Source organism: Pseudomonas sp. FP2254 (assembly GCF_030687695.1).
In the GTDB taxonomy this organism is placed as follows: Bacteria; Pseudomonadota; Gammaproteobacteria; order Pseudomonadales; family Pseudomonadaceae; genus Aquipseudomonas; species Aquipseudomonas quebecensis.
In genome coordinates, this window is the sequence record NZ_CP117444.1 from 2,894,154 (window position 1) to 2,906,878 (window position 12,725).

Here is a 12,725-nt window from a genome sequence, read left to right on the forward strand (position 1 = left end):
AGCTGCACCGCACATGACTTGCTGGGAAGTTCTTGATCTGCCCCCGGATGCCGATAGCCGCACCATCAAGCGCACCTACGCGGCGCTGCTGAAGAAAACCCGGCCGGATGCTGATCCCGAGGGTTTCCAGCGCCTGCGTGAAGCGTATGAAGCGGCCATGAGTGGGCAAGAATCGGCGCTGGATGACGCGTTTGCCGCCACGGCGGTCGAGATGGCCGCGCCAGAACCGGTGGACGCCACCCTACCCCAGCGCTATCAGCAAGCCTTGGCCCAAGGCAACGGCCCGGCATTCGAGGTGGCGCTGCTCGAACGCTGTATCAGCGACGACACCGTGAGCGATGAGGAGCGTCGCTGGGCGTTTGATACCTTCCACTGGCTCAGCGCCTGGCAGCGCCTGGAGCTGCCTGCGCAATGGCTGGATGCCCTGACCTCTCAATGCAGGCAGGCGTTGCACAGCCGATTGGCGCTGGCCCTTGCACAACGTAACGAAGCAGATTTCCTTGATGCGTACGCTCGGCGTGACGATCACGCCTGGTTGCGCCAGCCGGCGCACGCTCAATGGCTCAACCAGACACTTGCCACGCTGCTATGCGACAGCCACTTCTGGTTTCCTGCTTTGTTCGAGGCCGTCCGCGCCGGGCAGAGCTGGCCTCTCGGTGGCGAAAACCCCTGCCCCAAAAATGAATGGCAGCATCTGTTGCGGCGTGAGCAAGGGCCGGCGTTCATTGCCCACCAGCGTGTGCTGGCTGTTGTGCCGCCGCACACTGCGCAGCAGCGCGCCGCTCGTTTGTTGTTGGCACCGATGACACTGGGGCAGCGACGTGCATTCGCCCAGCGCTTGAGCGAGGCCGACTGGGATGCGTGCCGAACGCTGGCCGCGCGTATTAAAACCGATCATCCCGACGTTGCGCTGTCCCTACCGGGCGGTACGGTTTATTTCTGGCAGGAGTGGGAAACTGCTGTCGACACTTGGCCGCTGGCGCTGGCAACAGTGCTGGGCTGTGTGACCGGTGCGCTGTTCCAGGCACCATGGTTTTCAGGGGGCCTGGTCAGCACACTGGGCCACGCGTTGGCATGGTCGATGGCCTATGTCGTGGTCGGCGCCCTGGCCTGGCACTGTGGCGCCCGCTGGTACATCGGGTTCGCGTCCTGGATGAACGCCTCGCCGTCCGCCTACCGACGCGACTCTGCCCTACCCGCCTGCCGTTATTGCCGCTGCGCGATCTGCTGCCGGGGGCGATCATGAGTGTTGCCATCAGTGTTCAATTCGGCCCGGTTGCGGGCCTGATGATGGTGGCGACCCTGGCCGTGATCGGAGCGGGTAAACGTCAAGCACGCACGGGTTACAAAGAATGGTCCAGCCTCCATCCGCGCAAGACCATCGGCGCATTTGGCCTTATCACGTTGCTCATGGCAGTGATGTTCGCAGCGCTCAAAAGCATTGACAGTCATTATCAGGTAGATCGCAATCAAGGCCTACAACAGTGGACAGAGCGCGTGTGCAGCCGCATGCCGAGAACCGCACAGCCCTGCCAGGCACCCGCGACCCAGGCACAGTGGTACGGCCAGGAGGCTGAGTGATGAAGCCAATCATGTTGTACCCCGTTGGGGTGGTGTTGATCCTGTGCCTATTCAGCCTGGCCGGCGCCAGCAAACAACTGCAGATTGTCGAGTGGTGGCTCAACCAACTGGACAGCCCCCAGACCGCAACGGCCGGCGCGCTTGCGCCGATCATCGATTGCGTTAACCGCGTTGACCGCGATACTCGGCTGGCCTACTACTTGCTGACTCAGGGCGACGCCTCAGTCCGGACGTCTGAGCGCTCCGGCGCCGCGAACGTGCCTCGGGAAGAATTTGGCGACAACGCAGAGCCCCAAGCCCGCCTGATCCAAAAGCAACTATGCACTCCTGCAATCACCCTCCAGCTGGAACGCCAAGCCCCCGGCAGTCCATTGATTACGACTACGCAACAGTACGTGCAGGCCCTTCGCAGAATCAGCGATGTCGGTACGCTGCTCAGCCCCAGTCAAACTCCCGGCACGAAAACGCCGCAGCAGCAATTATTTGGCAACGTCATGCTTGACCAATTGAAAGCAGAACTAAGCCGTAACGGTGGCGACTACCTGTCGGCATCCGCGGCTCTGCGTGACGATCTGACGCGTGAGGAGCAGCGTTTGCGCCCCGTACAGCTGGATTTGCTGGAAGCACGTCTGGGCCGAGATCTGCATTGGCAGCTGCTCAACTACATGATCGTGGCGCGCCAGGCGGTCGATCGGATCGACCAAGGGGTACGCGCTGCCGACCTGACACCCCAAGCCCTGGCGGCGTTGACCGCTTCGGTTCAGCGTGCGCAGCAAAGTGCCGCAGCCTTTGTCGATCGGATGCCGGATAAAGAACTCAGCGAAGAAACGCTGCACCTTTGGTACACCCTGAGAAGCCCCGCCGATGCGTACCTTGCTGCCCTGCAAGGCCTGCTTCAAGACTGGCTCAACCACGCCAACCCGCATCAGCTGAGTGACGACTATGACCTCGTCACCCGCCGTTACGACGCCCTGCTCAGCTATCACAACCGACCGGCCCGCAATGCGTTTTAGTGTTGCTTGAATTTCAGATAGGAGTGATGCAGGTCCGACGCCCAGCCGTCGATCACGCTTTTCACGTCGTCGGCCTTCATCACCTGGGCGTCGTTCTCCAAAGGCTTGCCGGTGCCTTTGCGCACCACCTGGGCGAGCACCTTGCCGTTGGCGCCGTCGAGGAACTGTGCCTCGGTGGCCAGGGTGGTTTCCTGATCGCGGATGCCGGTGCCGGTGCTGACCGCCGCCGCCACCAATGCCACCGGGATGAACTCATAGGGCTTGAGCCCTTCGGTCTTGCTGCTGACGGCGGTGATGGCCGCGCGCACCACGATCACGCCCGGGCCGGGGCCGTTGGCCAATGGCAAGGATTTGCCCAGCTCACGCTTGAGCGCCTGGTTGTAGTAGGTGTTGATGCCGTTGAGGGTGCTGTCCGGGATTTTCGCGGTGGCCTGGGGCTTGGGATAGAACTGGGTCGGCTCGATGTACACCGCGTTGTAGCGGCTCAGGTCCAGCTGGGGATCGACCCAGCGCATCACCTCGGCGCCTGACGGTGACTTGGCTTGCTTGAGTTGGCTGTAGTTGGAGAGGAAGCCTGAATATTCATCCGGTTGCGTGACCTTGCTGGCACAGCCCGCCAACCCGAGCGAAGCCACGCACAACGTACTGATCATTAGCCTTAGTTTCATCATTGAACTCCCTGGCGGTCATCATCGAAAGACGGAGCTCTAGGTATAGCCAACTCTGGGGAAATAGCCTCTATTTTGCGCTGCCGGTTTGACAGGCCGAGGGCCAACGTTAAAGCTGCACGCAGCCCGCCATGCCGCAGACCGTCCCTGCGGATTTCAACGACCGCGCCGAGGCCAACCTCAACCTGGCCATGCTTTACCAGGCCAGCGGCCGGCAAGACAAAGTCGAGTCCCAGCTACGCACTGCCCTGCTGCGCGATCCTGATTTTTTTCCCGCGCTGGTCACCCTGGCACAATGGCTGGAAGCCCATGAACGCGGCGAAGAAGCACGCGCCCTGATCGCCGGGCAGCTGGCCGAGCATCCTGACGCTGCGCTGTTGCAACACACCCAGGGCTTGATGCTGATACGCAGCGACGCTGCCGCCGAAGCGATGGGCTATCTGCGCAACGCCGCGCGTCTGGACCCGGCCAACGCCCAGTATGGCTTTGTGCTGGCGGTGGTGCTGCATGACGGCGGCCAGGTCGAACAGGCCTGCCAGCAGTTGGAAGCGGTGCTCCAGCGTCAGCCGTATCATCGCAATGCGCGGCTGTCGCTGATCCAGTACTACCTGGAGAGTGGCCAGGAGCCGAAGGCGCAACGGGTCTTGCAGAGCTGGAAACAACTCAACCCTGGCGACCCGGCGTTGAAGTAGAGCCTTAGCCGCGTTCGCGTGGAATCAGACTCTGCAACTGCGAGGCCAGGAAGTTGGCGTCGAAGCCAAAGGTGTCCGGGTCTTTGAGGCCATTGGTTTTCTTCCATAGCCAGTCATTTTTGTCGGCCGGCAGCACCAGCGACACGCTGCCGTGACGGGCAGCGGTCAAGCCCATCACCGATACCGAGATCAAGCCGCCCATGGCCATGACGTCAGGCACAAACTCCACGGTTTTACCGGTGATCTGTACCAATAGCTTTTCAGTCTTGAAGGTTGATGTTTCCACCGGCACGCTCGGCCCGCTGGCGACATAGGTTTGACGTTGGACCTCCAGCAAGCCGACGCGCTTGACCGGCTCCAGCCATTGCTCGATCTGCCCGAACAACTCGTCGAGCTTTTGCGTCCAACGGGCCGACTGCACCTCGAACTGCTGCTTCTTGTGCGCTTCGCTATCGGCGTAATGACGAAGCATCTCGCCCAGTTGCTGTACATCGTCCATTGCGGATTTCCTTGGGTGTGCCAGGTTGCGATATCCGATCATGGCAGATGCGGCCATTCACCGTACGATTAACGCCGACGGCCGCCGTGGGCGTGCACGAGACGAGCCTGGAATCGGCGTTTGCCGCTGAATCAGAACTGCACCGGTCATTTGGCGGGTAACTGCGTCTGACTATTCAGCGGCCGATGCGTAAGGTGAAGGCACTTTCCCTGTCAGGAGCATCGCATGCGCACCATCGGCCTTATCGGCGGCATGAGCTGGGAGTCCAGCGCCGAGTATTACCGCCTTATCAATCAGCGGGTGCGCGCCCAGCTCGGGCCGTTGCGTTCGGCGCCGATGTTGATGTACAGCGTGGATTTCGGGCCGGTGGCCCAGGCGCAGCACGACGGGCGTTGGGACGATGCCGCACAGATCCTCGAAGACGCGGCGCGGCGCCTGCAGGCCGGCGGCGCGGACTGTGTGGTGCTGTGCACCAACACCATGCATCGGGTGGCGCCGCGTATCGAGGCGGCGGTGTCGATTCCTTTCCTGCATATCGCCGACGCCGTCGGCCGGGCTGCCGTGCAGGCCGGCACACTCACCGTCGGCCTGCTCGGTACCGCGTTCACCATGGAACAGGACTTTCTCAAGGCGCGCCTGGCGGAGCATGGCTTGAGCGTGCTGGTGCCCGAGGCCGAGGAGCGCAAAGCCGTGCATAGGATCATTTATGAGGAGTTATGCGTGGGAATCATCAGCGACACCTCGCGCCAGGCTTATCTGCGCATCATCGCTGCGCTGGCCGCGCGGGGCGCCCAGGCGATCGTCCTCGGGTGCACGGAGATCGGTCTGCTGATCAAACCTGAACACACGGACCTGCCGCTGCTGGACACCACCGAGCTGCATGCACAGGCTGCGGTGGCGTTTGCAGTGCAGGATTAAGCCGACGGGCGCAGACGCGCCATGCTGACGGTGTCGACATACACGCCGTCACGCAGGGCGTAGTCGCGCAGCACCCCTTCCACTTCGAAACCAAACGTGCGGTACAGACGTTGCGCGGCCTGGTTGTCGGCGTACACCGTCAACTCGACGCGGTGCAGGTTCATCCAGTTGTCGGCCACGTCCAGGGCCGTCTTCAACAGCCGCGACCCCACGCCCTTGCCCTGCCAGGCGGTCGCCACGCCCATGCCGAACGTGCCGACGTGGGCCTGGCGCACGCGCAAGTACTGTTGCAGCCCCAGCTGGCCCACCACTTCGCCGCCATGCAATGCCACCAGTTGCAGGCGACGCTCGTCATCCAGCACCAGGCGCTTGCGCCACACCTCGATCGACTGGAACGGCATCTGCAGCACCTGACGACACACCGCCGGCTCGTTGTAGAGCGCCGCGACGCCTTCAAGGTGGGCCTCGGTAAAGCGCTGGATGACGATATGGGGTTCAGGCGTGTGCATGCGGTTTCATCCTTGGAAAAACAGGGGGCCTGCCAGTGTAGAGGCGTCGGCCGTCCGCTGCCTAGGGCGCCGGGGCGGTCGTCCACAACGACGGCCAATCGCCGTAGGCCACGCCGGTGCAGCGCGACATTATGTGGAACTCGCTGAGCTGGAATGCCTTGCCATCAAACACCCAGGCCGCCCCGGCCCCGCAATCGCCGAGCCCGCGTTGCTTGTAGAAATAACTCAAGGTGCCGGTGGCCGGATCGTAGCCCACCGAACCCTGCAGCGCGGCCCCGTCCAACGGCAACGGCTCCAGCTGCAAGGCGGCCTGGGCATAAGGCGCCTGGCGCGCGCGTTGCACCACCTCGTATTCACAGTTATAGGCCGCGCAGTCGTAACGCAACACGGTGATGGCGTGCGACGCCGTCAACGCACCGGCGCTGGCTTCGGGTGGCGGCGAATCCTCTTGCGCCGTTTCGCCTTTGAGCGCCTCGGCCACCAGGTTTTTCTGCTCCTGGGCGGTCAATGCCGGTGCGCCGGGGAATGCACGCAGCAAGGGCACCGGCATGTGCGCCGGTACGCTACTCGCCGCGCCCTTGCCCGGCCGCGCCAGAGCCGTGACGTTATCCACCCGGCCCTGCACCGCATCCATCAACAGCAGCGAAGCGCTCAGCCCACTCAGCGACACATGCGCGTCGGCATCGGCGGGCACTTGCAGGCGCTGACCATTGCGCAAGCGTTGCAACCACCGACGTGCCGCGTCGTCGTCCAGAACGCCGTAGGACTGCACATCCGGATCGCCACCCTGGTCATCCCGCTGCGCCTGCAAATCCTGGGTCAAGGCATCGCCCAGGGGCTGGCCGTCCAGTTGCAGGGTCGACAAGTCCACGGCCTCGCCCCGATGGTCGAAGCGCAAGCGCAAGTAACCCTGCGGCCCGGCCTTGTGCCAGATATGCAGGGTCAGCGAGCTGTAGTCTTCTTCATTGGCACCACTCGGTGCGCTGAGGGCGTGACAATCGCGCAGGTTGTCGCAACCGACCACCCATTCCTTGATGTCACGCAGCAGCGGCACGCTCTCGGCAGCGGGTTGTGCAAAGGCTTGGGCAGAGGAACCGGCCAGCAGGGCCAGGAGTAAGGGGCGCAACATGGGGACTCTCCGTGTCGGAAAAAGACGCGGATTGTCACATGTTCGGCGCGTGCCGTCAGCGCCCGGCAGCCACCCGCCACACCCGCGCAATATCCGCCGCCCGCTCGCGCAACAAGCGCGGCGCTTCGTTGCAGGCCTGCGCGAGGCTCATTGGTCCGCTTGGCAAGGCGAAGGCTGCGGCGACGCCGTGTTGATACATCTGCGCGTAGCCATCACCGAGGGTGCCGGCGATGACGATCACCGGCACACCGTGTTGGCGGGCGATGCGTGCGACGCCGAACGGGGTTTTACCGCGCAGGGTCTGGGCATCGAATTGGCCTTCGCCGGTGATGACCAGGTCGGCGCCACGTATGGCCGCATCCAGGCCCACCAGGTCGGCGACCACCTCGACGCCCGCGCGGAACCGGGCGCCGAGAAACGCCTTGGCGGCGAAGCCCAGGCCGCCGGCGGCGCCGCTGCCGGGTTCATCGCGTACGTCGCGGGGCAGCACCCTGGCGCAATGATCGGCGAAGTGCCCGAGGGCGGCATCGAGCTGTTGCACCTGTTGCGGGCCCGCGCCTTTTTGCGGGCCGAAAATCGCCGAAGCGCCGTGAGGGCCGCAGAGCGGGTTGTTGACGTCGGCGGCTATGTCGAAACGCACCTGGGCCAGGCGTGGATCGAGGCTGTCCAGGCCGATGCGCGCCAACTGTGCCAAGGCCAGGCCTCCGGGCGGCAGGACGCGGTCGTCGGCGTCAAACAGCTGCACACCCAGCGCCTGCATCGCGCCGGCGCCGCCGTCGTTGGTGGCGCTGCCGCCGATGGCCAGGATGATGCGCCGGGCACCCGCTTCAAGCGCCGCGTGGATCAGTTCACCGGTGCCGAAGGTGCTGGTGCGGCACGCATCGCGCGCCTCCGGCGGTACCAACTGCAGGCCGCTGGCTTCGGCCATTTCGATGATGGCGGTGTGGCTGTCGGCCAACCAGCCCCAGTGCGCCTCGACCGGGGTACCCAATGGGCCGCGAACCGTCCGGCGGCGCAACTCACCGTGGCAGGCGGCGAGCACGGCGGCCACCGTACCTTCACCGCCGTCGGCCATCGGGCACTGGATCAACTGCGCCTGCGGCCAGACCTCGGCCAACCCGTCGGCAATCGCCTGGGCGACGCCTTCGGCACTCAGGCTGTCCTTGAACGAGTCGGGGGCGATGATGATCTTCATGGGCGTTCTCCGGTTTTTATGCCGTCCATGCTGCCAGTTGGCAGCGGCAATAACGCCGGTCCGATGCACAAGTGCGGCGTGGGTTTGTTGTTCATTCCGACAAAGCCTGGGGCAACAATTGCACGCCCAGGTACAAGGCGAGCATGCCGTCCAGGGTCAGCGGGTCAACGCCGCTGAGTTCGGCGATGCGCTCCATGCGGTAGCGCAGGCTGTTGCGGTGGATGCCCAGCGCGTCGGCACAGGCCTGGCTTTGCCCATCGTGCTCGCACCAGCTGCGCAGGGTCGCCAGTAACTGCCCATTGGCGTCCTTGGCCAGGACTTTGCGCAACGGGTTGAGCAGTTCGTCGAGGGCGTCGTCGTTGCGATGGCGCCAAAGCATTACCGGCAGACGATAGCGGTTCAGGGTCAGCAACTGCGCATGGGGCAGGATATCGCGCCCGTAGGCCAGCAGGTCGCCGACCCGTCGGTAGCAGCGCCGCAGCCCGGCCAATCCATCGGCCTGACCGCCCACGGCCACGCGCAGAACAGGCCAGCCCTGGCCGGCGAGCTTTTCCAGCAGTTTGGGGTTGTCCACCCAGACCCCGGCCGGTCGGCACCACAGCAGTGAAAACTGCGCCGAGCTGACGCACCAACTGTCGGGATAGCGTGCGCTCAGCCAGGCGGCGAGGTCCTGCGCGCAGGCGCCTTCGCCCAATTCGAACAAGTACGGTATGCGCGGCATGTGAGGCTTGAGCCCCAGCTGCCGGGCTTCGTCGATCAAGCGCGGCGAGTCGCCGGCATCGGCCAGCAATAACGCCAGCAGATCATCGCAACGCTGGCGTCGCCACTGCTGGTCGGCCTGCTGATGGCGATGGCTGACCAGCATTTCAGCGGTCATGCGCACCAGTTCGGCGTAAGTGCGCAGCAATTCGGGCTCGCCGGTAAGGCCCAGTACGCCGATCAGGCGTTGGTCGTGCATCAGCGGCAGGTTGATACCGGGTTGCACGCCTTTGAGGTGTTTGGCGGTCTGGCCGTCGATCTCGACCACGCGGCCGTTGGCCAGCACCAGTTGCGCGCCTTCATGCCGGGTGTTGATGCGTTCGGGCTCGCCACTGCCGAGGATCAGCCCCTGGCTGTCCATGACGTTGACGTTATAAGGCAGGATGGCCATGGTGCGATCGACGATATCCTGCGCCAGGTCATGATCCAGCTCGAACATGGGGCTAACTTCCTGCAAGGCGTGGTTGGTCATCGGCACAGCGCAAAGCCGGCTTCACTGTGCGCGAGCACAAAGACAGCCGCCTGCCACCTGGCCGAGACTCTTGGGGCGATCAACGTTACCCTCGCATCGCGAAAAATCATAATAAAGAGAGAACGCCATGTCACAGAGCGCCGCTGTCACCCAGGCCAACGATGACGATAAAAACGCTGTCTACAAGCGCGTGACCCTGCGCTTGATCCCCTTCATTTTTATCTGCTACCTGTTCAACTACCTCGACCGCGTCAACGTCGGCTTCGCCAAGCTGCAGATGCTCGATGCCCTCAAATTCAGCGAAACCGTGTACGGCCTCGGGGCCGGGATCTTCTTCATCGGCTATGTGCTGTGCGGCGTGCCGAGCAACCTGGCCCTGAACAAATTCGGTCCACGGCGCTGGATCGCGCTGATGATGATCGTGTGGGGCACGTTGTCGACCTGCCTGCTGTTCGTCACCACACCGACCCATTTCTATACCCTTCGCCTGTTTACCGGTGCCGCCGAAGCCGGCTTTTTCCCCGGCGTGGTGCTGTACCTGTCGCAGTGGTTCCCGACCTTTCGCCGTGGGCGGATCATGGCGTTGTTCATGTCGGCGATCCCTGTGTCAGGCCTGCTGGGCAGTCCGTTTTCCGGCTGGATTCTCAACCACTTCGCCGCCGGCCAGGGCGGTCTGGCCGGCTGGCAGTGGATGTTCCTGCTGCAAGGCATCCCCACGGTTCTGCTGGGCGCCCTCGCCTACTTCCTGCTCAGCGACAGTTTCGCCCATGCCAAGTGGCTCACGCCCAAGGAGCGCGCGGTGCTGGAAGCCGACCAGGCCACGGACCTGGCGAACAAGCCCAAGACCACCAGCGACTCCCTCGCCGAGGTGTTCAAAAACCCGGCGATCTGGGCCTTCGGCCTGATCTACTTCTGTATTCAGAGCGGCGTGTACGCGATCAACTTCTGGCTGCCGTCGATCATCAAGAACCTGGGTTTCAGCGATAACCTGGTGATCGGCTGGCTCAGTGCGATCCCTTATCTGCTGGCTGCGGTGTTTATGTTGCTGGTGGGCCGTTCGGCGGACTTGCGCAAGGAGCGTCGCTGGCATTTGGTGGTGCCGATGCTGATGGGCGCGGTGGGCCTGGTGATCGCGGTAAACTTCGCCACCACGCCGGCCATTGCCATCCTCGGTCTGACCATTGCCACCATGGGCGCTCTCACCGGCCTGCCGATGTTCTGGCCGGTGCCGACGGCGATGCTCAGCGCAGGCGCAGCGGCGGGTGGCCTGGCGTTGATCAACTCCATGGGCCAGATGGCGGGCTTCCTCAGCCCTTATATCGTCGGGTTCGTAAAGGACGCCACGGGTTCGACGGATGTTGCGTTGTACCTGCTGGCGGCGGTGATTGTGGCGGGCAGTGCGCTGGCACTGCGCATGACACGGACCTTGAAGGTCTAACGCAGTCCAGATGGGAGGGGTTTGCCAGATGGCGACAGGTATCGATACAAATCAAACGACTGTCACCACGGCAAGCTCCCTCCCTCAGTAGGCTGCGGTTACAGCAGGCCGCCGCCGTTGATATCGATGACAGCGCCGCAGATAAAGCCATTTTCCATGGCCAGCACATAGCCTGCCGCCACCTCTTCGGCCTGCCCCACGCGGCCCACCGGCAACGCGCTTGCGGCGTTGGCAAACGTCGCCAGGCGCTGGTCTTCGGCCAACCCGGCATACGCCGGGGTATCAATTACACCGGGGCTCACCACGTTGACCCGACGCGGCGCCAGTTCCTTGGCCAACTGCTTGCCCAGGGCTTCAGTGGCGGCGTTGATACCGACTTTGATGAACTGCCCCGACGCCAATTTGCGCCCCAATTGCCCGGAGGTCAGGCTGATGCTGCCGCGCTCGTCGAGGAACGGCAGCGCCTGCTGGATTGCCCGCAAGGCGCCCCAGAGTTTCACGTTGAAGTTGTCCTGGGCTTCGTCCAGATCGGTATCTATCAAGGCTTTGGCATGCACCGATGGGCCGGACGTGTACACCAAATGATCAAAGCGCCCAACGGTTTCGAACAAGCGCCGCAGGGACTCGGTGTCGGTGACGTCCACGGGCTCGCTGCGCAGGCCGTTGTCGCGGCTCGATGACAGGCGTCGTCCCGCCAGCACCACTTGAGCGCCGCGTGCGGCGGCGGCCTTGGCCACTGCCGCGCCGATACCGCTGCTGCCACCGATCACGATGACGGTTTGGCCATTGAGGGGAGAAGTCATGAAGGAGAGTCCTGGGTTAGAAAGTGAGCGTTCATCTTCCCAGCTTGGCAATCAGCGAAAAATCCCGGTAAAACGACAGGATCTTTAAAGGATTTTTACAAATGAGTTCACTCCTGGACCTTGAAGTCTTCGTGCGCACCGCCGACACGGGCAGCCTGTCCGCCGCTGCCCGAGGGTTGGGCCTGACTCCGGCAGCGGCCAGTATTGCTCTCAAACGCCTGGAAACCCGGTTGGGCACTCGCCTGCTGGCACGCTCCACCCGGAGCATGCGCCTGACCGAAGAAGGCCGGCGCTACCTCGACAGCGCGCGCGAGGCCCTGGCTGCTTTGGCCGAAGGCGAGCAAGCGCTCAGGCAGCAGAGCCAGGGCCTGACCGGTTTGCTGCAGCTGGCCGCACCCTCGGATTTCGGGCGCAATGTGGTGCTGGGCTGGCTGGATGAGTTCAAGCTGGAACACCCGAACATCCGCCTGCAATTACTGCTCAACGACAGCAATGCCGACCTGTTTCGCGACACCGTCGACATTGCGCTGCGTTTCGGCGTCCCACGGGATTCCAGCCTGGTGGCGCTGCCGGTGGTGCCCGGCCACCAACGCCTGCCCTGCGCCAGCCCCGACTACCTGGCGCGCCACGGCACACCACGCACGCCGGCGGAGTTGGCGCAGCACAACACGCTGCGGTACATGCGTCAGGGCCGGGCCAACAGCACTTGGTACTTTCGACAGGGCACGGCATTGCAGGAAGTCGAGGTGACGGGCGACTACCTGAGCGATGACGGTGAAATCGTGCGGCGCTGGGCGCTGGCTGGCCACGGAATTGCCTACAAAGCCAACCTCGACATCGCCCGGGACCTCAAGGCCGGACGCCTGGTGCGCCTGTTGCCTGACTGGCAGGGAGAACCCACGCCGTTCAACTTGATGTGCCCTCACCGCCTGCAGGTGTCGGAGCGAGTGAAAGTGCTGCACCGATTTCTACAAGCGCGCTGCCAGGCCCTGCTGAGTGCGTGAAGAAACGCGCGCGGGTCTTGTTCCAGAGCTGGCGACTCTGGTATT

Annotated in this window: 13 protein-coding genes and 1 pseudogene; 7 read left to right on the plus strand and 7 right to left on the minus strand. The window is 63.6% G+C overall.

Annotation, left to right across the window (positions count from 1 at the left end):
* Window positions 1–13 precede the first annotated feature (13 nt).
* From PSH94_RS13265 to PSH94_RS13275, 3 genes are read left to right on the plus strand one after another with little or no spacing between them, the layout of a single operon-like run.
* Window positions 14–1,246 (plus strand): J domain-containing protein, encoded by a 1,233-nt coding sequence (locus PSH94_RS13265; protein ID WP_305434727.1) that lies wholly within the window; start codon window positions 14–16, stop codon window positions 1,244–1,246.
* Window positions 1,243–1,581, plus strand: a complete 339-nt coding sequence (locus tag PSH94_RS13270; protein WP_258197648.1) for a hypothetical protein — start codon at window positions 1,243–1,245, stop codon at window positions 1,579–1,581. The genes PSH94_RS13265 and PSH94_RS13270 overlap by 4 nt, the downstream gene beginning before the upstream one ends.
* Window positions 1,581–2,594 (plus strand): DUF3829 domain-containing protein, encoded by a 1,014-nt coding sequence (locus PSH94_RS13275; RefSeq protein WP_305434731.1) that lies wholly within the window; start codon window positions 1,581–1,583, stop codon window positions 2,592–2,594. Before PSH94_RS13270 ends, PSH94_RS13275 begins: the two co-directional genes overlap by 1 nt.
* Here the strand turns inward: PSH94_RS13275 and PSH94_RS13280 are convergent.
* Window positions 2,591–3,262, minus strand: a complete 672-nt coding sequence (locus PSH94_RS13280) for a DUF3313 domain-containing protein (RefSeq protein WP_181077679.1) — start codon at window positions 3,260–3,262, stop codon at window positions 2,591–2,593. The two genes, PSH94_RS13275 and PSH94_RS13280, sit on opposite strands and share 4 nt — an antisense overlap.
* 161 nt (window positions 3,263–3,423) lie before the next feature.
* Between PSH94_RS13280 and PSH94_RS13285 the strand changes: the two are divergent.
* A pseudogene (locus tag PSH94_RS13285) lies at window positions 3,424–3,954 on the plus strand (tetratricopeptide repeat protein); the annotation flags it as partial.
* Window positions 3,955–3,958: 4 nt separating this feature from the next.
* Here PSH94_RS13285 and PSH94_RS13290 read toward each other — a convergent pair.
* Window positions 3,959–4,453 (minus strand): hypothetical protein, encoded by a 495-nt coding sequence (locus PSH94_RS13290; protein ID WP_181077681.1) that lies wholly within the window; start codon window positions 4,451–4,453, stop codon window positions 3,959–3,961.
* A 225-nt stretch (window positions 4,454–4,678) separates the two neighbouring features.
* Here PSH94_RS13290 and PSH94_RS13295 point away from each other — a divergent pair, with 225 nt between their 5' ends.
* On the plus strand, window positions 4,679–5,371 hold the full coding sequence (locus PSH94_RS13295; RefSeq protein ID WP_305434733.1) for an aspartate/glutamate racemase family protein: 693 nt from the start codon (window positions 4,679–4,681) through the stop codon (window positions 5,369–5,371).
* On the opposite strand, the gene PSH94_RS13300 is transcribed toward PSH94_RS13295, so the two are convergent.
* From PSH94_RS13300 to PSH94_RS13315, 4 genes are all read right to left on the minus strand, one after another.
* Window positions 5,368–5,880, minus strand: coding sequence for a GNAT family N-acetyltransferase (locus tag PSH94_RS13300; RefSeq protein WP_181077685.1), 513 nt, complete (start codon window positions 5,878–5,880; stop codon window positions 5,368–5,370). The genes PSH94_RS13295 and PSH94_RS13300 overlap by 4 nt on opposite strands.
* A 61-nt stretch (window positions 5,881–5,941) precedes the next feature.
* Window positions 5,942–7,009, minus strand: coding sequence for a DUF1176 domain-containing protein (locus PSH94_RS13305; protein WP_305434735.1), 1,068 nt, complete (start codon window positions 7,007–7,009; stop codon window positions 5,942–5,944).
* A gap of 55 nt (window positions 7,010–7,064) precedes the next feature.
* Window positions 7,065–8,204, minus strand: a complete 1,140-nt coding sequence (locus PSH94_RS13310; protein ID WP_181077689.1) for a glycerate kinase — start codon at window positions 8,202–8,204, stop codon at window positions 7,065–7,067.
* A 91-nt stretch (window positions 8,205–8,295) separates the two neighbouring features.
* The gene (locus PSH94_RS13315; RefSeq protein WP_181077691.1) at window positions 8,296–9,402 is read right to left on the minus strand and encodes a sugar diacid recognition domain-containing protein; all 1,107 of its coding nucleotides are present in this window, start codon (window positions 9,400–9,402) and stop codon (window positions 8,296–8,298) included.
* Between the two features lie 160 nt (window positions 9,403–9,562).
* On the opposite strand from PSH94_RS13315, the gene PSH94_RS13320 reads away from it, so the two are divergent.
* The gene (locus PSH94_RS13320) at window positions 9,563–10,873 is read left to right on the plus strand and encodes an MFS transporter (RefSeq protein ID WP_253507766.1); all 1,311 of its coding nucleotides are present in this window, start codon (window positions 9,563–9,565) and stop codon (window positions 10,871–10,873) included.
* A 98-nt stretch (window positions 10,874–10,971) separates the two neighbouring features.
* Here the strand turns inward: PSH94_RS13320 and PSH94_RS13325 are convergent, their stop codons facing one another.
* Entirely contained in the window at window positions 10,972–11,676 is a 705-nt protein-coding gene (locus PSH94_RS13325; RefSeq protein WP_181077695.1) for an SDR family oxidoreductase, read from the minus strand.
* A gap of 101 nt (window positions 11,677–11,777) precedes the next feature.
* Here PSH94_RS13325 and PSH94_RS13330 point away from each other — a divergent pair, with 101 nt between their 5' ends.
* Window positions 11,778–12,680, plus strand: a complete 903-nt coding sequence (locus PSH94_RS13330) for a LysR family transcriptional regulator (protein WP_181077697.1) — start codon at window positions 11,778–11,780, stop codon at window positions 12,678–12,680.
* Window positions 12,681–12,725: the final 45 nt, after the last annotated feature.

Coding starts and splice junctions, on each gene's coding strand:
- PSH94_RS13290 (WP_181077681.1), bottom strand. CDS start 4,453: ATGGACGATGTACAGCAACTGGGCGAGATGCTTCGTCATTACGCCGAT.
- PSH94_RS13280 (WP_181077679.1), bottom strand. CDS start 3,262: ATGAAACTAAGGCTAATGATCAGTACGTTGTGCGTGGCTTCGCTCGGG.
- PSH94_RS13310 (WP_181077689.1), bottom strand. CDS start 8,204: ATGAAGATCATCATCGCCCCCGACTCGTTCAAGGACAGCCTGAGTGCC.
- PSH94_RS13270 (WP_258197648.1), top strand. CDS start 1,243: ATGAGTGTTGCCATCAGTGTTCAATTCGGCCCGGTTGCGGGCCTGATG.
- PSH94_RS13315 (WP_181077691.1), bottom strand. CDS start 9,402: ATGTTCGAGCTGGATCATGACCTGGCGCAGGATATCGTCGATCGCACC.
- PSH94_RS13275 (WP_305434731.1), top strand. CDS start 1,581: ATGAAGCCAATCATGTTGTACCCCGTTGGGGTGGTGTTGATCCTGTGC.
- PSH94_RS13330 (WP_181077697.1), top strand. CDS start 11,778: ATGAGTTCACTCCTGGACCTTGAAGTCTTCGTGCGCACCGCCGACACG.
- PSH94_RS13295 (WP_305434733.1), top strand. CDS start 4,679: ATGCGCACCATCGGCCTTATCGGCGGCATGAGCTGGGAGTCCAGCGCC.
- PSH94_RS13305 (WP_305434735.1), bottom strand. CDS start 7,009: ATGTTGCGCCCCTTACTCCTGGCCCTGCTGGCCGGTTCCTCTGCCCAA.
- PSH94_RS13320 (WP_253507766.1), top strand. CDS start 9,563: ATGTCACAGAGCGCCGCTGTCACCCAGGCCAACGATGACGATAAAAAC.
- PSH94_RS13300 (WP_181077685.1), bottom strand. CDS start 5,880: ATGCACACGCCTGAACCCCATATCGTCATCCAGCGCTTTACCGAGGCC.
- PSH94_RS13325 (WP_181077695.1), bottom strand. CDS start 11,676: ATGACTTCTCCCCTCAATGGCCAAACCGTCATCGTGATCGGTGGCAGC.
- PSH94_RS13265 (WP_305434727.1), top strand. CDS start 14: ATGACTTGCTGGGAAGTTCTTGATCTGCCCCCGGATGCCGATAGCCGC.